The following is a 19496-nucleotide window of genomic DNA, read 5'->3' as shown; positions in this document are numbered from 1 at the left end:
AATAGCGAATGGGAGACACCATAACGAAGCCAGCGGCTCCAATCGAGAAAGAACACTATTTTTCATTATCGTTTGTTCTCTCCAGAGTGCTGAACTCAGGCGTTATTATGAGTATCGAAAAGAACGACCATGAGTTAAAAGGACTGGAAAAGGCGATAGCCAAGCTCACGAATACCAAACACGTATCTTTGTTCAATAGCTTCACGGGAGCTGTGCACGGAGCATTCTGGGGTCAGGACATCGGTTATGGCTCGACCGCGCGGCTTGAGCATGCCAGCGAGCAAGAAAAGAAATTCGCGAAGTGGCTGGGTATTCAGCTCCATGCAGATTCCTACACGGGGATCGCTTATTCCACCATAAAAGTGGATAAGCATAATCTTCACCGGTTAGAGCAGGAAGTTCGCAGCTCCGCCGTCCAGTCACCTGTCCTTGTCCTCGATTTCACGGGACTAGGATTTGGCCCGGTTGCTGCGGTCGCGTCAAATGACGAGCTCATCTGGAAGAAGGCCGAACGGCTCAAAATTTTCGGCGCCTTCGACCTGCAGACGATGTGGACGCAGGAGGAGAGCGAGCCGGAGCTTCAACCGGCCGTCCAGTTCAATTACAGGCTCAGCCCGCTCGTGGCGGCTTGTGTCAAGATTTCTTTACTAAGGAGGAAATCGTCCTCATGAAAACTGATTTTATCCGCAAACCGCTCCAGCTGCCTAACGAGGAATTGGTATGGACTCCACTAGCTGTAGATGGAGGACCCTCGATCATTCCTGAAGATGTCCGCAGAACCAACTTTCCCATTATCACTAAAGAAGACGTTATTCAAATGTTCGTCTCCATTCAACAGGATGGCGACAGCGTCGTAGAAGAGTTCCAGGAAGCGTATCGCAGCTACGTGGGTGCTAATTACGCAATCGCCACATCAAGCGGAACATCGAGTCTGCACTTGGCGCTTGTCGGAGTTGGCGTGGAGCCTGGTGATGAAGTCATTGTACCTGCCTTCACCTTCATCGCGACCGCCCAAGCGGTCGTTGCCGCCAAAGCAATTCCGATATTCGTGGATATCGATCCTGTCACGTATTGCCTGGATCCTTCGAAGGTGGAGCAAGCCATCACCAGCAAGACAAAAGCAATCATGCCCGTCCATGTGCACGGCTTGCCTGCCGATCTGCATGCCTTGCGCCAACTGGCGGACAAGCATTCGCTGCGGTTAGTCGAAGATGCATCACATGCCCATTCTGCCTCCATTGACGGCCGCGTAGCCGGCTCCATCGGAGATGGCGCGGGACAGAGCCTGATGGCGGACAAGAACTTTCCCGTCGGCGGCGAAGGAGGCATCGCGTTCTTCCGGGAGAAGGAAGATTATCAGCGCGCACTCACGTTCCTGAATGAATCAGGCATCGATTACCGTATGTCCTGGATCGCTGCGGCTTTTGGAATAAGCCAGCTGGACCGGCTGCCTTATTACGATGCGATCCGCGCGCGTAACGCCGATTATTTGACGAATGCACTCAAGGAGACGAAGCTCTTTAGCGGTCCTTTCGTCCCGGAAGGCTATAAACACAGCTACAATATGTATCGCGTTAAGCTGTCACCGGAACAGCTTGGACTTGGAGATCTGGAGGATTACCGGGTCAAGCATGCGGTAGAGCAGCTGATTCATGCGGAAGGCGTCTTCGCTAGAGAATGGCAGAACGTACCGATTCCGGGGCATCTTCCGTTCAAGAACAGGAGAGGCTTCGGCAATGGTTATCCGTTCTCGCTGTCAGATCGGCAGGATTTCGGGTACGATCTGGACCGGTTCCCCGTAACGCTGAACATGCTGCGCAGCACGCTTACAATATGCAGAGAACTGCGGACACCGATCGAATACGAGCGGATCCAGGCCTATGCCCTGGCATTTAAGAAGGTGGATGCGAATCCGGATAAGATCCGCGAGCTCGCTGAGCAAAGCGGCGATTTGAAGGTCGTCTACGAAAGAGATGCGAGGTTAGGATGAGCAGCGCGTCGCAATTGAAGAAAGCGGCCATTCTTGGCGGCAGCGGGTTCACGGGTGCCGAGCTCTACAGGCTGCTCCGCAGGCATCCCGGATTCGAGGTTACCTTTGTCTCATCGGAGTCAAACGCCGGACTTCCAGTAGACAAATATTACACGGGATCTATCCACAGGAAGAAGCCGGGAGGGCTCAAATTCAGCCGGGTCTCTGAGCTGGACGGGCATTTCGATGCCGTGTTCTCCTGTCTGCCAACGGGTGAGCTGCCGAAGATCATCCGTGAAGTTGCCGAGCACACGGACTACATCTTCAACGTAAGCGGCGATTACAGGATAACCGACACCGCGTTATTGCAGCGGCATTACCCGGAGACGCTGAAGCATGATTTCGAAGGCGGATGGCATTATTTCATACCTGAGTTCAGCGAGATCGACCGGAGCAAGAAGGTTGTAAATCTGCCAGGATGTATGGCTGTGGCAACGATCTATACTTTATATCCTCTAGTAGCGAATGACCTGATTGAGGAACGCGTCATCACGGACGCCAAGACCGGCTCAAGCGGCGGAGGCAAGTCGACGAGCGAGCATCACGCCGAGCGCACGAATAACTTCCGGGCATACAAAGTGCACGGACACCGGCATAAGCCGGAGATCGAACATGCGCTGACCTACCATTTGGAACGTACGGTCGATCTTCAATTTTCAGTATACAGTCTCGATTTGCCGCGGGGAATTATGGCGACCTCCTATTCCTTGCTCAAAGAGGGCGTAACGGCTGTTGATGTGAGAAAAGCATTCTATGGCGCCTATGCCGCCAAGCCGTTTCTTCATTACATCCCGGCCGGCAGCGGGACTCCCATGATCAAGACGGTTAATGGCACGAATTTTGCAGAGATTGGAGCTTACGTGGAAGGCAGAAACTGCGTGTCCTTGGCGACGATCGATAACCTGCTTAAAGGAGCGGCGGGACAAGCTGTCCAGGCGGCCAATCTGTACTTCGGATTCCCCGAGGAAGAAGGGCTGCCCCAAGAAGGCGAAGGAGCGTGGCCATAATGAGCAAAGGCAGTCTATATGTTATCAAGCTTGGCAGCAGTACCATCGTCAATCACCCACGCATCTTCGAGGAGATTGGCCGCATCTCGCGAAGAGGGAACCAGGTGCTGCTCGTCGCGGGCGGAGCGGAAGCGATACGCCGGAAGTACGAAGACCTGTCGCGGCCAATGCCCTTCTTGACGCTGCCATCCAGTGATGAAGTGCGCTATTGCTCCCCTGAGGAGTTGCCCTATATCCGCGATGCCTATTATGAGAATATCCTGACTCCGGTTCGGGAGCGATTGAAGGAACAAGGGCTCAGCACGTTCGCGCAGCTTGGCGGCGACAACGGGCTTGTGCTCGGCAGGAAGGCCAAACCGATCAAGGCTGTTCAAGGAGGAAAGACCGTTATTGTGCGCGATTCGTTCTTCGGACAATATACGGGCAGTCATTCCTCGTTCCTGCAAGATGCACTGAATCATTTCGATGTCGTATGCTTGACGCCTCCAATCTGGGATCCCGAGCTCGCATCCTATATCAATATCGACGCTGACGTGTTGGCGGCCGAACTTGCCGTAGAGCTCGAAGCGCATCATCTGCGCTTCGTGACTGGCACGGCGGGGCTGCTGCAGGATATCGAAGACGAAGACTCAACCATTCCGGATGTCTACGGAGAAGAAGAGCTCATCTCCGTCAAGGGACGTATGAAGCAGAAGGTAAGGGCGGCAAGGCTGGCGGCAGAACGGGGGATCTGCGATGTGAATATTTCCGGTCCGCATTCGCTTGAACATGGCGGCCGGACATGGTTCTGGCAAGCGGAGCGCGGTCCTGCCGCCTTCGAGCTGCTTAACAAGGTTGCCCGCATCCCCTCCGTATCCAAAGATGAACACGAGCTTGCCCGGTTCTTGCTGGGCGAGATCCAAGATCCATCGGTGACCGGGCACGTTGACGATGCCGGCAACGTTGTGTTCCGCAAAGGCGCCGGTCCTCATACGCTGTTGCTTCTAGGCCATCTCGACACTGTGCCTTACGTGTGGCCCGTAAGGTCGGACACTGAAGGACTTGCGGGAAGAGGTGTCGTGGACGCCAAAGGCAGCTTCGTCAACTTCGTCCACATGCTGGAGGAAGCGGAGGTGCCCGAGAACGGCTCGCTGCTCGTCATTGGAGCCGTGGAGGAAGAGATCTCGTCTTCCAAAGGCGCATTCTACATCCGGGATCATTACCGGGCGGATGCGGTCATCATTGGTGAACCGAGCGGCGAAGACAGCTTGACTCTAGGGTATTACGGATTGTTCAAGCTGCGGATAACCATTAGGCGCGCACAGGAGCATACGGCGGCGAAGGACAGTGTGAGCGCTATCGACGAGCTGTATCAAGTTGCGGCAGACATTCGCGGCAGAGTCCGGGATATTGATCCGCAAGGCTTGTCGTCCTTAATTGATATCGAGCATCGCAACGAGCGTGGTTATATCACGGTCACGGCCATCTTGAATTTCAGGATATCGCCTGAAGCGGGCAATGGATATACAGACAAAGTCGACCTCTCTTTCGGCGACGCCATTACGGTCGAGGTGCTTCGCGCCACTCCTGGTTTCGCTAACCCGCGTTCGGATACGCTGGTGAAGGCTTTTGTCCGAAGCTTCGCCAAACACGGGAAGTCGATCCGTTACTTGAAGAAACGGGGAACGAGTGACATGAATACTCTGGCTTCGGCTTGGTCTACCGTTCCGATGGTAGCTTATGGCCCGGGCGATTCCAGCCTGGATCATACGAACGACGAATATTTGCATTACGAGGAAGTAGAATCATCGAGAGCCATTCTGAGAGAAGCAGTTAACGAATGGTTCCGACTGCGAACGGAGGACTGAATGGAACAGTCGATACCAGTATTGCATGAACAGGAAGGTACGATTCCGTTATCCATTGATCTGGCCAATCTGGCGAAAGAAGCGAGGAAGCTAATTATCGACATGGCGGCCACACCGACAGGCTGCCACATTGGGGGAAGTCTATCGGCTATCGACCTGCTGGTCACAGCTTTGGCGAAATACGGGCATGATGAGTACAGCTCCGTCATCCTTAGCAAAGGGCATGCGGCGGCGGCTCTATATGCGGCACTTTACGTGCATGGGAAGCTGCCCTCAAATCCGGCGGAAAGCTATGGTCAGCAAGGCTCGCTCTATACGGGGCACCCGAACCATAAGCTGCCGGGTATTCCTTTTGCCACGGGGAGTCTGGGGCACGGCGTTGCTTATGCGGCGGGCTGGGCTCTAGCTCAAAAGCTTCAGGGAACCCGAGGACTTGGCATCGTGATCGGCGGAGATGGTGAGCTGCAGGAAGGGTTGATCTGGGAAACGGCACAAATCGCACAAGCGAGGTCGCTTTCAAATTTCATCTATATTGTCGATTGCAATGGCGGGCAGAACGATGGGTACGTTGACGACATATCGCCGATCCGCAATCTGAGGGAACGCTTCGAGGCGTTCGGGTTCGCAGTTCGGGAGGTTGACGGACACCAGCATGAGGCCATTTTCTCCGCTCTTACGCCAGATAGCGAGAAGCCTCTTGCCGTTCTAGCCCATACAGTCAAAGGTAAAGGTGTTGCCGCCCTCGAAGGAAATCCAGATGCACACTATGCCAAAATCCCCGCCAATCTGGCGAAAAGATGGAAGGTGAAGCTATCATGACTACGACGTTGTCAGGGCGTGATGCCTATAAAGACGAGCTTGCCAAGCTTGCGGAGACTGAAAGTCGAATCATTTGTCTCGAAGCGGATCTAGGGGGCAAAAACCATCCATTCCAGAGCCGTTACCCGGAACGTTTTGTCAATCTCGGCATCGCCGAGCTTGCGGGCGTGGATATCGCGGCCGGACTTGCCGAAGCGGGATATGTTCCGTTCTTCTCGACCTTCGCCGCCTTCGCGGCATTGCGGGCAGCGGAGAGCGTGAAGCTGTCGATGGGTTATATGGGCAAAAATGTGAAGCTTGTCGCTCCGTACGGCGGAGTGTCAGGCGGATGGTTTGGTACGACCCATCATGCCCTTGAGGACATCGCGGTCATCCAGTCCTTCCAGAATATCCGGATTGCCTGCCCGCATGGGGAAGAAGAGACAAGGAGGGTCATCCGCGAAGCGGCCGCCTCCGAGGAACCTTATTATATTCGTCTATCCCGCAATGAAGCGTTCGAAAGCTTGCCGCGAGCATCCAATATCTCATGCAGTCAATTGCTCGTTGAAGACAGGAGGGCGGAGGTCCGTGCGGAGCTGTGTCTGATTTCGGTCGGAGAGCAAGCGACGGAGCTATGCAAGACGTTAACCCAAGAGTACGAAAGTGTCGTTCACGTTCATGCTTGTTACATCGATAGTCAAAGTTTGAAATCGTATGTAGAGCCGTTAAAAGGGTTAGCTGATCGCTTCCTTGTCGTTGAGGAGCATCGGGCGACCGGTGGAACCGCTTCTTATTTGGCATTATTAATGCCCGAGCAGCCGGTCTATTCGCATAACTGTGGAGACCAGTGGCCGACTTATGGGGGGACGCATGCGGAAGTGCTGGCCGATTTAGGCTTTGGCTTAGAGCCGCTGCGTCGGCAAATCCAGTCTCTATTAGGAGGTTCGAATGGTATTTAGCGTGCTAAAGACTGGCAGGTTTCGCAACTATTTTATCTCGGACATAATATCCGGCTTCGGCGTGGGCATGAGCACGATCGGCGCCAATTGGTATCTAATGGACCGGACGGGTTCGATGACCGCTGTCGGGCTAATGCTCTCACTTAATGTGATTGCGGGGTTTCTTATATCGGCGTTCGCCGGGACCTTCGTCGATAAGTGGAACCGAAAGACGATTCTGCTGTGGGCTAACATTGTTAGAGCTGCCGCACTGCTGCTGATTGCTGGTGCCTTCTGGAGCACCGGATTCCACGTTGAATATTTGTACGCGTTCGCTGTGGTCAACGGCATGGGATGGGCGCTCTACATGTCGGCTTCACGGAGCCTCGTGCAGGAGCTTCTGCCTGAGGAAGAGCTGATCCATGGCAATTCTTTGATCGAGATCAGCCTGCAGGTCGGCATGTTCATGGCTGGAGGACTATCAGGCTTTTTATACAATTATATCGGCTTTGAAGCGATCTTGCTGCTGAATGCCGCGGCTTTTCTGATCAGCAGCCTCTTCCTAAGCAGGATCTCCTATTCGGCCATGCCTTCTGAAGAAGCTGAAGCGTCATTCTTCGAATCATTTAAGGCGGGTATTGGATATTTGGCGAAGAGGCCTTCTATATTTGTATTGGGTATCGTATCCATCATTCCGCTAGTGACAACGATGGTGTTCAATGTCGTACTGCCTGGTTATGTCAGCACAGCCGTTCGAGGAGATTCGGTCGTATTCGGTCTGTCTGATATGTGCTACGGATTAGGAGGGTTGCTGTCCGGTTTCCTGGCTGTCCCCTTGGCGAGAAGGCTCACACAGCATGGGACAATTCTGATCATTTTCCTAGTATCTGTGTTGAATCTGGTGGCCATCTCCTTTAATTCGACGATCATTCTGCTCTATGTAGGCTGCATACTCATAGGTCTAACGAATTCCTCGCTACGCATTCTGATCACAACAGCGCTTATGGAGTCGGTCTCGAAATCATATATGGGGCGCGCGACTTCGGTCTGGATGGGGATCTCCTTATTGCTGCAGACGGTCTCAGCTACGGGACTTGGTGTCATCATCGACCGATACTCGCCAGGACTCGGCTTTATCCTGATGGCAGGTCTGATGTTCGCCGGACTCCTCGTCTATTACTTCCTGAACAGCCAGTCCACGCAGAAACAGACGATAGAGGTGTAAGTTTTCTTCCAAATTATGCTTATGCTGCAGGTTGCTCTGCAGCTTAAAGGAGTGAAGAACATGTCAACGGTTAAAACGGTTGCGTTTGTCGAGCCTAGCTTTTATGGTGTCAGCTTCGCCAAAGCAGCCTACGAACAGGGGCATCGGGTCATTTCGGTCGTCTCGTCCACGGACAATCCACAGAAATACGGGTATGAAGGCATCTACCATGACTTGATTGTTGCGGATATACGGGATGAGGATTCGCTCTATCAAGCAATAGCCGAATCACCCTATGCAGGTAAGCTGGATGCGCTTATCCCTGCAACGGATTACGCTTCCCACTTGACAGCCAAAGTCGCGCAGCGGCTTGGTCTGCGGAGTGTACCCTATGAAGCGGCTCTGAAATCGAGGAACAAGGATTTGGCGAGACAGGCGTATGCCGAACACGGGGTGCCTAGTGCGAAATTCCGCAAATTAAAAACATTCGAGGAAGCAGCCCAAGCGGCTGGGGAGATCGGGTATCCAGTCGTTCTGAAGCCGACCAACTGTGCCAGCAGCCAAAATGTCTATTTTATTAACGATGAGGCTGAGCTGCAGAGGGCCATGGACGTTATTGTCAATTTCAAAGTGACGTATATGGATTTCAAAGTGCGGGAGGAGTACTTGATCGAACAATATTTGCAAGGACCGGAATTCAGTGTAGAGCTGTTCTTGCAAAATGGTAATTCATTATTCGCGGCCGTGACCGAGAAGCTGACGACGCCTCTGCCCTATTTCGTTGAGACGCTTCATACGCTGCCATCCCCGTCATATACCGAACGCCAGGACGAAATAATCAAGACTGCTGTCGATGCGCTTAAAGCGATCGGGCTTACGAACGGACCTAGTCATGTCGAGGTAAAGCTTACGTCTTCCGGCCCCCGGATTATCGAAGTGAATGGCAGACCTGGCGGGGATAACATTTCATCGGATCTGTTGGTGCTGGCTTTCGGTGTTGATATTTTTGAAGCGACGGTTAATTACTATCTGGACAGTCCGATCTCTATTGAGAAGAAGCACGTCCGGGCGGCCACAATCGCTTATATTACAGCGGAAAGTGATGGTGTACTTGAACGAATTGAAGGGTTCGAGCTGCTGTCTAAGCATCCGGCTGTCGTGCGTACGCATATCTTAGTGGAGGCTGGCGATCAAATTGCCCAGGCCAAAAGTTCGGATGACCGGCTCGCTTATTTTATAGTCGCAGGCGATACGCCGGATGAAGCCAAACGAACAGCGCTATCCCTGCTTGATGGATTGAAGATCGTCTATCGGAATCAGGAAAGGGTGGGTGCTAACTTATGGGCATAGCCGTCATTTACGGAAGTTCGAGAAGAAACGGTAACTCGGAACAGTTAGCCAAACGGTTAACGGAAGGATTCGAAGCCGATCATATTCATTTGGCCGATTATAATATCGAGCCGATTAAGGATTACCGTCATACCGATAAAGAACCATATCCCGAAGACGATTATCGCACTGTTATAGATCGTGTGCTGGCACAGGATAAGTTTGTTTTTGCCACGCCCATCTATTGGTATGGGGCATCCGGGCTTACAAAAACGTTCATTGACCGCTGGTCTCAGTCACTACGGGAAGACAGGGACGGATTTCTTGCGAAGCTCCGGGGCAAATCGGCATGGGTGATCGGCATTGGTGATGATGAGCCCCATCTTAAGGGACTTCCGCTGGTTCAACAGTTTCAGTACATTTTTGATTTTACGGGCACGAGGTATGAAGGATATATCCTAGGCAAGGCGAACCGGCCGGGCGACATCCTGGAAGACGGGAATGCTCTGGCTGCTGTGGAGCAAATTCGAAGACAATGGCGGGAAGACTCAGCTAATTAATGGCTGACATTTGGTTTAGGCAGGCAGACAGGTACAGATCTTCAAGAACATTGAAGAGGCTGTACTTTTTTCTGTCTTATAAGGGAGTTAGGCGGGTGGGGTCACTAAGACACTTAACTATTCTGGGTTAATATGGAATACTATAATAGGATCTGGAAGAGATAAACATACATAACAAGAGCTAATCCTGATTTGTAATAAGAATATGAAGGAGAATAAGAATAACAATGACAAAGCAGACCATCTTAATTCGTATCTTAATTCCTGCCGCTACAATAGGCACCATCCTATTAACCGTGCCAGCCTCTTATGCTGCCCCAAGACAAGCCTCACAAAAACAAGTTCTATTACCGGCAACCTCATTGATTATTGACCAGAAATCTGTAAAAATGCATGCCCCGCCACTTCTGATTAAGAATAATCTTTTGCTTCCCGCTAAATCTTTTTTTGATATTGTTGGAGCTCAGGTCTCTCTTGAAAAGGATAAGTTCACTGTATCAAAAGGTGACGTGCGCGTTGAAGGGAAACTAAACTCACTAAAAGCAACTAAAGGAAAGATAACGATTGTTCTTCCCACAGCCCCAACAGTCCTCAATAGCCGATTGTATGTACCCGCCCGGATTGCTTCTCTGGTTCTAGACAAAGAAATATCATATGACCATACCAAGCGGCAGATAAGAGTTGGATTCAGCGATGCTCAAATGTATCAATTTCAGAAATTGCTTTATGAATCCGCCCGTAACGGGGATGTAGCCACTTTAAAAAAAATGCTTAGTCGTGGAGTGAATGTGAATTTAAAATTAGTTGAAGAGTTCGGAGATCATACCGTCCTTGATTATGCGATAATGTCTAATAGAACCGAGGCTGTCCAAATTCTACTTGATCAACAAGGAATCTTTAATCCTGATTTGTCGTCCGAAGCGATCAGGTTCAGTAACGTTAAAATGCTAGAGCTGCTCCTCAAGCATGGCCTGGATCCTAATTATAAATTGAGTTTGTCGCGCACAATTTTATCTGTTGCCTCTGGAATTATACATGTTACTCAGGCAGATGGATCTTCAAATGAGATACGGCCAAATATTCAAATCGTAAATATGCTGCTAGAATACGGTGCTGATCCCTCCAACGATGATTCACTTGCAGCAGCTGTAACCGCAGCCAATTATGAAATTATACAAGCTTTACTTAACAAGGGAGCAGATCCTAATCGTCCTGATTCTTTCGGCGTTACTCCTTATGAGAGAGCACAGTCAATGAGCATTGGCAGCTGGATCAAACCTGATCCGGCTCAAAAGACTCCTGTTCTTACCATCCAATATAATGATGGAACTCCTGTACAGGATGGTCAACTTATTATTAAGAATACCCGAATTGGTTCAAATAAAGAGGTGATATATTGGTCGGGAAAAGCATTCAATCTTGGTGTGCCGGATGGAGAATATCTATTAACCGATTTTTGGCAGAGAGACACAAGCTATATGTTTCCGTTAAATACATTAATCAGAATTACACAGGGGGTTGTTGAGCCAACTTCACTAAGACTTCCCAAAATTAATGTGAAAGGGACAATTAACGGATCAACCAAGGAAAATCAAGTCAACACTTTTTTAATTGCCAATAATAACTCCAGGACCCTTTCCTCTGTACATGTAGTGGAGGGTCGATTTAATCTGGCACTACCTCCTGGAAGTTACCTCATAACTGCAATCTACTCTTCTCAACAGAAATTCAATCTAAAAGGTCCTACCCAATTAACCATTAGCGAAGATTCTCCTGTTCAAGAGCTGACTTACACAATTCAATAGAATAGCTCCAAATAAAACTATAAACGTGAAATGAGTGGAATTATATGAAAATCAGAAGTTTTTCACAGGCGGATATTGATTCATGTGTTGACCTATTTATTAGAGTGTTTAACCAGGAACCATGGAATGATGAATGGTCTAGAGACTATGCTGGACACTACTTGAATGACTACGTTAACGCTTCTGGCTTTGGAGGTTATATTGCCGAAGATGAGGAGGGTATTAAGGGCTTTATTATGGGGATACGCAAGAAGTGGTGGAGCGGAGATGAATTTTTTATCAATGAAATGTGCGTGGATACAAGTTGTCAGAGAAGTGGAATCGGGTCACAGTTAATCAATATTGTACACGAGGATATGCAATCTCGAGGTATTTCTCGCATAACGCTCTTAACAAATAGAGGGATACCAGCAGAAGATTTTTATAAGAAACATGGTTTTGTTGAAATTGAAAGACTGATATTTATGAACAAGGAGTTATAAGGGAGTTCGGCTATGGGGTATCTTTTATTTGCCCATCTGATTATCCAGGTAAGATGGATGATATAATGCGAATAGCAGTGTGATAGCTACACTATTATTGGAGGGATGTTCCATATGAGTGAGTCTAATCAGGAATATATCATGATCTCGGCGGCAAGGGAGAACAATCTTAAGAACGTATCCCTCCGTATTCCGAAGCGGAAGATTACGATCTTCACCGGAGTATCAGGATCTGGCAAGTCATCCATCGTCTTCGATACAATTGCAGCGGAATCCACTCGGCTGCTGAATGAGAATTTCAGTATGTTCGTGCGTAATTTCCTCCCGCGTTATCCGCAGCCAGATGCAGACGCAATCGAGAACCTAAGCATGGCTGTCATTGTTGATCAGAAGCGGCTGGGCGGCGGTTCCCACTCTACGATGGGCACGATAACTGATATTTCTCCTATTCTTCGTCTGCTCTTCTCCCGTGTGGGCCAGCCGTATATTGGACATGTGAATCAGTTCTCCTTCAATGATCCACAAGGCATGTGTCCTGAGTGCAGCGGAATTGGACGGAGCTTGTCCGTCGATATGAACAAAGCCCTCGACATGTCAAAGTCACTGGGTGAAGGGGCAATCCTGCTGCCGGGCTATTCGGTGGACAGCATGGATTGGTCGATGACCGTGCAGTCGGGACCATTTGATCCTGACAAGAAGCTGAGTGATTATCCGGAAGAAGAGCTGGAACTGCTGCTATACGGCAAAGCAAGGAAGCTGGCAACCCAGTTCGGCGGGAAGACGATTAACATTACCGTGGAAGGCGTTATTGAGAAATTCACTAACAAGTACATCAAGCAGGATGTAAAGACGAAGTCCGAACGTACCCAAAAAACGGTGGCTCCATTCATCTCTGAAGGGCCTTGTACCTGCTGTCATGGCGCGAGACTCAGTCAGGCTGCGCTCAGCTGCAGAATCAATGGATATAACATTGCGCAAATGTCCTCGATGGAGGTCGGACAGCTCATCCGTGTCATTCATGAGATTGACATTCCCGCCGCAGCGCCGATTGTCAAATCATTAACGGAGCGCCTCCAGCACTTGGTGGATATCGGGCTTGACTACTTGACTTTGGATCGTGAGACGGATACTTTGTCCGGCGGAGAATCTCAGCGGGTCAAGATGGTGAAGCACCTGAGCGGCAGTCTTGTGGATGTCACTTACATTTTCGACGAGCCCAGCGTTGGATTACACCCAAGGGATGTACACCGGCTGAATGAACTGCTGCAGAAGCTGCGCGACAAGGGCAATACCGTCATTGTTGTTGAGCATGATCCTGATGTAATCAAGGTGGCGGATCATATCGTTGACGTGGGGCCGCACGCCGGCAGCCGAGGTGGGAACATCATGTACGAAGGCAGCTTCCAGGGTCTGCTGGAATCCGGGACACTGACAGGCACCCATATGAAGCGTCCTCTGCATCTGAAGCGCGATTGCAGACAGCCATCTGGTAAGCTGTCCATTAGGGATGCGGAGCTTCATAACTTGCGGAACGTGAGTGTTGATATCCCGACTGGGGTCCTGACTGTCGTAACGGGTGTCGCGGGTTCGGGCAAAAGCACCTTGATCAACGAAGTGTTTCTCAGTCAGCAGCCGGATGCGATCGTCATTGACCAATCGGCAATAGGTGTATCCACACGTTCCAATCCTGCGACCTACACGGGCATTATGGATGATGTGCGCAAGGCGTTTGCTTCCGCGAACAAGGTCAGCCCAGGCTTGTTCAGCTTCAACTCGAAGGGAGCTTGCGAGAATTGCCAGGGACTTGGAGTTGTCTATACAGATCTTGCATTCCTCGACAGCGTCAAGCTGCCGTGTGAAGTATGCGGGGGCAGGCGGTTTAAGGAAGAAGTGCTGGCATACAAGCTGAATGGTAAGTCAATTGCCGAAGTGCTTGGGATGACCGTGGAAGAAGCACTAGCATTTTTCCAGTTAAAAGAAGTGGTGAGGAAGCTCCAGGCAATGAGTGATGTGGGCCTGAATTATATTACTCTTGGCCAGCCTCTCAGTACGCTCTCAGGCGGGGAATGCCAGCGAATTAAGCTCGCGAGTGAACTGCACAAGAAGGGCAGCATCTACGTGATGGACGAGCCGACAACCGGCCTGCATATGTCAGATATCAGCCACCTTCTGGAGATCATGAACCGTCTTGTGGACGCCGGCAATACGGTCATCGTGATTGAGCATAACCTGGATGTAATCAGTCAAGCGGACTGGATCATCGATATGGGACCGGACGGAGGCAGCAAGGGCGGCGAGGTGGTGTTCGAGGGGACGCCTTCACAGATTGTTCATGCGGAGAAGTCGATCACGGGAAGATACTTGGTATAATCCAGGAACAAAAACCGCGTTTTACGCGGTTTTTTGTTATTTATATTAAGATTTCTGGTAGGTTCCACTCCAGTATTGGTAGTAGCATAATGAGTCAGGACCGAAATCGATTGACAGTAATATACACCCCTATTATAATACAAATAATACATAGTGGTTAAGTTGGTTTTATACAAGCTAGATACATAACATTTATATTAAGGAGAGTTTATATTATGGCGAACGTTCACACTTTCAAGGCAACTGCACATTTACAAGACAGTGTTCAGGTCAGAACCACCTCCAGAAATTTCGAGCTGATCATTGATGAGCCGGAGAGCCTGGGCGGAACGAATACGGGAATGAATCCCGTTGAAGCTCTACTTGCCTCATTAGGAGCATGCCAAGCCATCGTCGCTAGGGTGTACGCTTCCAAATTTGGTGTACAACTCGATGATTTCCGTGTGGAGGCAGAAGGTGAAATTGACCTCGATGGATTCTTCGACAAATCCCCTGTCCGCCCTGGTTACTCTGACATTCGGTATACATTTAGAATCAGAACCGATTCACCAAAAGATAAAATTGACGAGTTCGTCCGGTTCCTGGAGAGCAAGTGCCCCGTGGGAGATACCATTGCGAACCCGGTTAATCTTAGATTAAAGGATATTATTATCGAGAACTAAGTCGCTATTAGCGGCTTTTTTTGTTGTACATTTACTTGCATATCCTGTTGAGTTCATTTGACAATCAAGAAAACATGCTATAGAGTTAGTATAGTTAAGTTAACTAAACTTATTTCGTTCGATATTCTGGTAAATACTTTCTTGCAGGAGGATGAGCATGTTATCTGAGCACCAAAAAATTGTCAAAGAGCTGCATGAGGCATTTAACGAATATTACATGCACTACAATAAAGGGGCCAAAAAGCTGGATCAATATAATCTAACTGTTCAACAAGAGAATATGCTGCTTTTTGTTATGCGGAATCAGAGAACTACCGTAAATGAGATCGCAGCGCACTTCTCCATTACCAAAGGCGCAGTCAGCCAAGTGCTGTCCCATTTAGAGTCCAGGGAATTCATACGCCGGGAAAGTAATCCAAGCGATCGCAGAGAATCATTCATTCTTCTCGGGCGAGAAGGTGAGAATTATGCTCACCTCATCGAGGAGGCCGATAAGGCTTTTGTTGAAAAATACTTCTCCCAGGTCAAGAAAGAGGATCTGGAGCAGATGCTTCGAACAATAAATAATCTCAATCAGGCTATTTCAGATCAAAGTTAGCGGGGAGAATCATGCATACAGTCAGCAAGGAAAAGATATCATTAGGTTTAGTGTTGTTTAATTTATTTATTGCCTATGTAGGGATCGGTCTAGTAGTTCCAGTCATCCCTTCATTTGCGAAGGAAATGGAGCTTAGCGGCGAAACTGTAGGACTGCTGATTTCCGCTTTTGCATTTGCACAGCTTCTGGCATCACCGATAACGGGAGTATGGGTAGACACGGTTGGCAGAAAGAAAATGATTGTGTTTGGACTTTTTCTGTTCTCCTTCTCGGAGTTATTGTTTGGGTTCGGGAACCAAGTATGGATGCTGTTCCTGTCCAGAATTCTAGGAGGTATCAGTGATGCGTTCATTATGCCCGCTGTGATCACCTATATAGCGGACCGAACTTCATTAGAGAATAGAGCAAAAGTGCTGGGCTATCAAGCAGCTGCCATCAGTGGGGGGTTCATCATCGGCCCCGGTTTGGGGGGATTTATCGCTGAGCTGGGCATTCGCGCACCGTTCTTTTTTGCGGCAGGACTCTCTTTTATCGCGGCAATCATCTCTTTGTCTATTCTGCAAGAATCCTTATCGAAGGAACAGCTTGAGAAGAATAGAGCTGACAAGAGAAGGGCCAATATTTTTGGAGAGGTTAAGAAGTCTGTAAGCTCTGTCTATTTTGTGCCGTTGGTGATTGTCTTTGTACTCTCCTTCGGATTGGCAGCTTATGAAATGCTGTTCAGCTTGTTTGTCGACTTGAAGTTTGGTATGACGGCCAAAGATATTGCCAAAATTATTACTATAGGCTCTATATTCGGTGTAGTTGTACAGGTTGCTTTCTTTGAGAAGCTGGTTGGCAAGTTCGGCGAGAAAAAGCTGATTCTTTTTATGCTCATGCTGGCCGCTGTGTTCATTGTCGTAACGGTCTTCGTTAACAGCTACAGGGGGATTCTGGCTGTAACGTGTGTTGTATTCTTTGCTTGTGATTTGCTCCGTCCTGCTGTAACCACGTTTCTCTCCAAAATGGCAGGGGAGGATCAAGGATTTGTAGCTGGCATGAACTCCGCTTACACAAGCTTGGGCATTATTGTCGGACCTGCCGTAGGCGGAATCCTGATCGATGTACATGTAAATCTGCCGTACCTGCTTGCCGCGGTTGTATTGTGTGCAGCGTTCGTGATGTTCATGACATGGAAGGGTAGAGTACGAGTGGGACATTGATACTTTTTGAATACGGAGAGCTTGCATCTAAGGAGGTAAGCTCTCCGTATTGATTTGTACCGGATCGCTTCTATCTGGCTTTTTGTCATGCGGGGTTAATTATTTGTATGGCCCAAGGGCTCGATCTTGCTCTAAGTTTTCTTTCAGTATAGGATGATGTTAGGTACGATTCAAAAAAAAATATTTTGGTAATTTTATAATCCATTATTTACGAATCGTAAAATAAATGTTATAAATGAGGTAGGCAAATGATTTCTATAGACAAGCAGATTCTTTTTTTATTAACCAAAGCTTCAACGATCACGATTCAGCGTTTTATTGAAATTTACACGGCTAGAGGTTACTTGGCTCAGTCGATTCGCAATGTGGTCTCCAATCTTAAGCGAGAAGGTTATATCGAAGCTGTTGCTCGCTCTTGTTATTCGATTACGGAGCACGGACGGAGTACCTTGACATCCATCGCAAGCAAAGGGTTCCATTACGGAGAGAAGTGGGATGGAGAATGGCAGCTGGTCACCTTTGAGATCCCTGAAGTTGAGCGGGCCAAACGCTATCGGCTTGTCCAGTCTCTTTTAAATCTCGGTTTTGCCGAGTTACATAAGAACACATATATTTCTCCATGGAATTATACAGAAGAGATTCATCGTCTCTCCGAACGTCTTGAGCTGGGAGCATATCTGACGCAGATGAAGGGGATATTCCACCATTTCAAGATTGACGCCGCTCTCGCAGCAAGGATGTGGAAGTTGGATACAATCCGTACGGCTCACACTGAGAAATGGGCTTGGTTCCAGGATAGTTTCCTTCCATCAGCGCGGTTGTACAAGAAAGAGAAGAATGCCCTTCAATTATTCATTCTATATTTAGAACTAGGAGAGAAGATGGGGGAGTTAACCATCCTTGATCCGATGCTTCCTGCTGAACTGCTTCCTGGGGATTGGCGGGGACAGGAGATTATGAGCGAATTTTATGCGGAATTCAGCACTCTGCATCAGGATGTACCAAAGGAAAATTATTATTATGAGCTTATGACAAGTGATTGAACTCCGAAAGGGGGTGATAAATGTGCTAAATGAACGTAATTGGTTCCATCTGCTGCAAAAGAAAGGGATATTTGCAGTAGTTATTGTACTAACACTTCTTGTAAGCGGTTGCTCAAGCAGTTCTCCGGCTTCTTCTAATCAATCTGCTGCAGATGAACCCTTCAAGGTTACGTCTGCTGCCTTTCAAGATGGTGGAAGGATTGCTGACAAGTATACGAGTGCCGACAAGAATGTTAGTGTACCACTAACATGGAGCAACCCGCCTAAGGATACACAATCGTTCGCCGTGTTAATGATTGATGTTCACCCGATTGCCGACCAGTGGGTTCACTGGGGGGTTGTGAATATTCCCGTAGACACGCTTGAACTGCCAGAAGGTGTGTCGGGGACGAATACACTTCCCGCAGGCTCTAAAGAACTCCTTAACTCTTTCGGTAACGTAGGTTATGGCGGTCCACTTCCACCGTCTGGTTCTGGAGACCACAATTACAAATGTATCGTCTTCGCATTAAATGAGAAGAATCTCAACCTTCCTGATTCAGTCACCTATTCCTCATTCCTGGCTTCTCAGAAAGATCATATATTGGGATCAGCTGAAATAAACGGTTTCTATGAGGTCAAGTAGGCCTTGCCCGTATACCCAGCTCGCAAATATACTATACCTATGTATAGTGTATTTGTGCTGGGTTATTTAGTGTTCACTCTGTTGGAGGAGAAGCATCGATTCCCACAAGCAGATCAGGGTTTCATCTATACATACTTGACTTAATTATAAGAAGTAATATTTACTTAGGCCTGAGACGACTGGAATATCCTGTGTATAGATTGAGCAAGATTAATATATAAGAACAGAGAGGGGGCTATACATCATGATGGAAGGTTTCGTATCCCCTAATAGCACATGTACGAGAGCATGCCGAACGCTCGTATGCTTTTTTGCCGGTGTACTGACATATCAGGATAACTTCGAAGATGCTGCCAGCGAGATTGCCAAAAGATATCCAGGCGCCAAGATTGTAAGTATCTTCCCCTATGGGACTGCGAACGGCACATCGGGTTCATCCTTATTCCGTCTGCTGGCCCGGCAGCTGACCCAGGTTGGTTATGATCTTGCGTTAGATAAGTCGAAGAGGGTGACCGAGGCGGCACAGTTCATCCGTGAAGACATCGCTTGTGCGGATAATATCATTCTAATCGGCCACAGTGCTGGAGGTGTGGTTGCTTACCGGACAGGGCTTTATCTGGAGAAGGAGCATGGGATTCAACGGGCCGAGGTATTTGCTGTAGGAAGTCCAAAGTTCTTTTTGAAAGATATTCCTTACAACCACAGATTCACCTATATAACAGGTCAAAATCCCGACAGAATTACTCAAATTGGAAGCTGGCGCAGACCAGGTTCCAAGAGTTACCGCGGCAAGCCGGGCCGCGAGATTCAAATAGAGTTCAATCCGACTCATCAAGGCTGGCGGTTTCATGCCTCGTACTTCCTAAGATCCGTATGGACAGATGCGAATGAACAATTCCATGCGAATTCGGAAGATCTGATCTCCAAAATATCCGAGCTTATGCAGGGTAATCGTCTTTCATGAAAATTTCTTGACATAAAGCATTTCCTTTCTGTA

The 19496-nt window shown here is 48.8% G+C and carries 18 protein-coding genes; all 18 read left to right on the top strand.

Annotation, left to right across the window (positions count from 1 at the left end; all coding sequences use genetic code 11):
* The first annotated feature begins 8 nt into the window (after positions 1-8).
* Positions 9-671 carry a degT/DnrJ/EryC1/StrS aminotransferase gene (locus LDO05_RS09850; protein ID WP_251375231.1) on the top strand — a complete coding sequence of 221 codons (663 nt, stop codon included), beginning with the start codon at positions 9-11 and terminating at the stop codon, positions 669-671.
* The gene (locus LDO05_RS09845) at positions 668-1990 is read left to right on the top strand and encodes a DegT/DnrJ/EryC1/StrS aminotransferase family protein (RefSeq protein WP_251375230.1); all 1323 of its coding nucleotides are present in this window, start codon (positions 668-670) and stop codon (positions 1988-1990) included. The genes LDO05_RS09850 and LDO05_RS09845 overlap by 4 nt, the downstream gene beginning before the upstream one ends.
* Positions 1987-3036 (top strand): N-acetyl-gamma-glutamyl-phosphate reductase, encoded by a 1050-nt coding sequence (argC, locus tag LDO05_RS09840; RefSeq protein ID WP_251375229.1) that lies wholly within the window; start codon positions 1987-1989, stop codon positions 3034-3036. The genes LDO05_RS09845 and argC overlap by 4 nt, the downstream gene beginning before the upstream one ends.
* Positions 3036-4883: a M20/M25/M40 family metallo-hydrolase gene (locus LDO05_RS09835; RefSeq protein ID WP_251375228.1), complete on the top strand. Its 1848-nt coding sequence runs from the start codon at positions 3036-3038 to the stop codon at positions 4881-4883. The genes argC and LDO05_RS09835 overlap by 1 nt, the downstream gene beginning before the upstream one ends.
* A complete protein-coding gene (locus LDO05_RS09830; protein WP_251375227.1) occupies positions 4884-5702 on the top strand; it encodes a 1-deoxy-D-xylulose-5-phosphate synthase N-terminal domain-containing protein in 819 nt (272 codons plus the stop codon).
* Positions 5699-6640, top strand: coding sequence for a transketolase family protein (locus LDO05_RS09825; RefSeq protein WP_251375226.1), 942 nt, complete (start codon positions 5699-5701; stop codon positions 6638-6640). Before LDO05_RS09830 ends, LDO05_RS09825 begins: the two co-directional genes overlap by 4 nt.
* On the top strand, positions 6630-7844 hold the full coding sequence (locus LDO05_RS09820) for an MFS transporter (RefSeq protein ID WP_251375225.1): 1215 nt from the start codon (positions 6630-6632) through the stop codon (positions 7842-7844). Before LDO05_RS09825 ends, LDO05_RS09820 begins: the two co-directional genes overlap by 11 nt.
* 60 nt (positions 7845-7904) lie before the next feature.
* The gene (locus tag LDO05_RS09815) at positions 7905-9173 is read left to right on the top strand and encodes an ATP-grasp domain-containing protein (RefSeq protein ID WP_251375224.1); all 1269 of its coding nucleotides are present in this window, start codon (positions 7905-7907) and stop codon (positions 9171-9173) included.
* Positions 9164-9712, top strand: a complete 549-nt coding sequence (locus LDO05_RS09810) for a flavodoxin family protein (protein WP_251375223.1) — start codon at positions 9164-9166, stop codon at positions 9710-9712. The genes LDO05_RS09815 and LDO05_RS09810 overlap by 10 nt, the downstream gene beginning before the upstream one ends.
* Positions 9713-9939: 227 nt before the next feature.
* Positions 9940-11517 carry a stalk domain-containing protein gene (locus LDO05_RS09805; RefSeq protein ID WP_251375222.1) on the top strand — a complete coding sequence of 526 codons (1578 nt, stop codon included), beginning with the start codon at positions 9940-9942 and terminating at the stop codon, positions 11515-11517.
* A gap of 44 nt (positions 11518-11561) precedes the next feature.
* Entirely contained in the window at positions 11562-11999 is a 438-nt protein-coding gene (locus LDO05_RS09800) for a GNAT family N-acetyltransferase (RefSeq protein WP_251375221.1), read from the top strand.
* A gap of 114 nt (positions 12000-12113) precedes the next feature.
* Positions 12114-14369, top strand: coding sequence for an ATP-binding cassette domain-containing protein (locus tag LDO05_RS09795; RefSeq protein WP_251375220.1), 2256 nt, complete (start codon positions 12114-12116; stop codon positions 14367-14369).
* Positions 14370-14584: 215 nt separating this feature from the next.
* On the top strand, positions 14585-15031 hold the full coding sequence (locus LDO05_RS09790) for an OsmC family protein (RefSeq protein ID WP_251375219.1): 447 nt from the start codon (positions 14585-14587) through the stop codon (positions 15029-15031).
* 157 nt (positions 15032-15188) lie between these two features.
* On the top strand, positions 15189-15629 hold the full coding sequence (locus tag LDO05_RS09785; RefSeq protein ID WP_251375218.1) for a MarR family winged helix-turn-helix transcriptional regulator: 441 nt from the start codon (positions 15189-15191) through the stop codon (positions 15627-15629).
* Positions 15630-15640: 11 nt separating this feature from the next.
* Positions 15641-16831, top strand: coding sequence for an MFS transporter (locus tag LDO05_RS09780; RefSeq protein ID WP_481856979.1), 1191 nt, complete (start codon positions 15641-15643; stop codon positions 16829-16831).
* Positions 16832-17079: 248 nt separating this feature from the next.
* A complete protein-coding gene (locus tag LDO05_RS09775; RefSeq protein WP_251375217.1) occupies positions 17080-17874 on the top strand; it encodes a PaaX family transcriptional regulator C-terminal domain-containing protein in 795 nt (264 codons plus the stop codon).
* A 22-nt stretch (positions 17875-17896) separates the two neighbouring features.
* On the top strand, positions 17897-18499 hold the full coding sequence (locus LDO05_RS09770; protein ID WP_251375216.1) for a YbhB/YbcL family Raf kinase inhibitor-like protein: 603 nt from the start codon (positions 17897-17899) through the stop codon (positions 18497-18499).
* Positions 18500-18743: 244 nt separating this feature from the next.
* Positions 18744-19463 (top strand): alpha/beta hydrolase family protein, encoded by a 720-nt coding sequence (locus LDO05_RS09765; RefSeq protein ID WP_251375215.1) that lies wholly within the window; start codon positions 18744-18746, stop codon positions 19461-19463.
* Positions 19464-19496 lie beyond the last annotated feature (33 nt).

This window comes from Paenibacillus sp. YPG26, assembly GCF_023704175.1.
Taxonomy (GTDB): Bacteria; Bacillota; Bacilli; order Paenibacillales; family Paenibacillaceae; genus Fontibacillus.
This window is presented reverse-complemented; position numbering and strand designations above follow the sequence as displayed.

Coding starts and splice junctions, on each gene's coding strand:
- LDO05_RS09790 (WP_251375219.1), top strand. CDS start 14,585: ATGGCGAACGTTCACACTTTCAAGGCAACTGCACATTTACAAGACAGT.
- LDO05_RS09845 (WP_251375230.1), top strand. CDS start 668: ATGAAAACTGATTTTATCCGCAAACCGCTCCAGCTGCCTAACGAGGAA.
- argC (WP_251375229.1), top strand. CDS start 1,987: ATGAGCAGCGCGTCGCAATTGAAGAAAGCGGCCATTCTTGGCGGCAGC.
- LDO05_RS09775 (WP_251375217.1), top strand. CDS start 17,080: ATGATTTCTATAGACAAGCAGATTCTTTTTTTATTAACCAAAGCTTCA.
- LDO05_RS09765 (WP_251375215.1), top strand. CDS start 18,744: ATGATGGAAGGTTTCGTATCCCCTAATAGCACATGTACGAGAGCATGC.
- LDO05_RS09825 (WP_251375226.1), top strand. CDS start 5,699: ATGACTACGACGTTGTCAGGGCGTGATGCCTATAAAGACGAGCTTGCC.
- LDO05_RS09795 (WP_251375220.1), top strand. CDS start 12,114: ATGAGTGAGTCTAATCAGGAATATATCATGATCTCGGCGGCAAGGGAG.
- LDO05_RS09820 (WP_251375225.1), top strand. CDS start 6,630: ATGGTATTTAGCGTGCTAAAGACTGGCAGGTTTCGCAACTATTTTATC.
- LDO05_RS09810 (WP_251375223.1), top strand. CDS start 9,164: ATGGGCATAGCCGTCATTTACGGAAGTTCGAGAAGAAACGGTAACTCG.
- LDO05_RS09805 (WP_251375222.1), top strand. CDS start 9,940: ATGACAAAGCAGACCATCTTAATTCGTATCTTAATTCCTGCCGCTACA.
- LDO05_RS09780 (WP_481856979.1), top strand. CDS start 15,641: ATGCATACAGTCAGCAAGGAAAAGATATCATTAGGTTTAGTGTTGTTT.
- LDO05_RS09850 (WP_251375231.1), top strand. CDS start 9: ATGGGAGACACCATAACGAAGCCAGCGGCTCCAATCGAGAAAGAACAC.
- LDO05_RS09815 (WP_251375224.1), top strand. CDS start 7,905: ATGTCAACGGTTAAAACGGTTGCGTTTGTCGAGCCTAGCTTTTATGGT.
- LDO05_RS09800 (WP_251375221.1), top strand. CDS start 11,562: ATGAAAATCAGAAGTTTTTCACAGGCGGATATTGATTCATGTGTTGAC.
- LDO05_RS09830 (WP_251375227.1), top strand. CDS start 4,884: ATGGAACAGTCGATACCAGTATTGCATGAACAGGAAGGTACGATTCCG.
- LDO05_RS09785 (WP_251375218.1), top strand. CDS start 15,189: ATGTTATCTGAGCACCAAAAAATTGTCAAAGAGCTGCATGAGGCATTT.
- LDO05_RS09835 (WP_251375228.1), top strand. CDS start 3,036: ATGAGCAAAGGCAGTCTATATGTTATCAAGCTTGGCAGCAGTACCATC.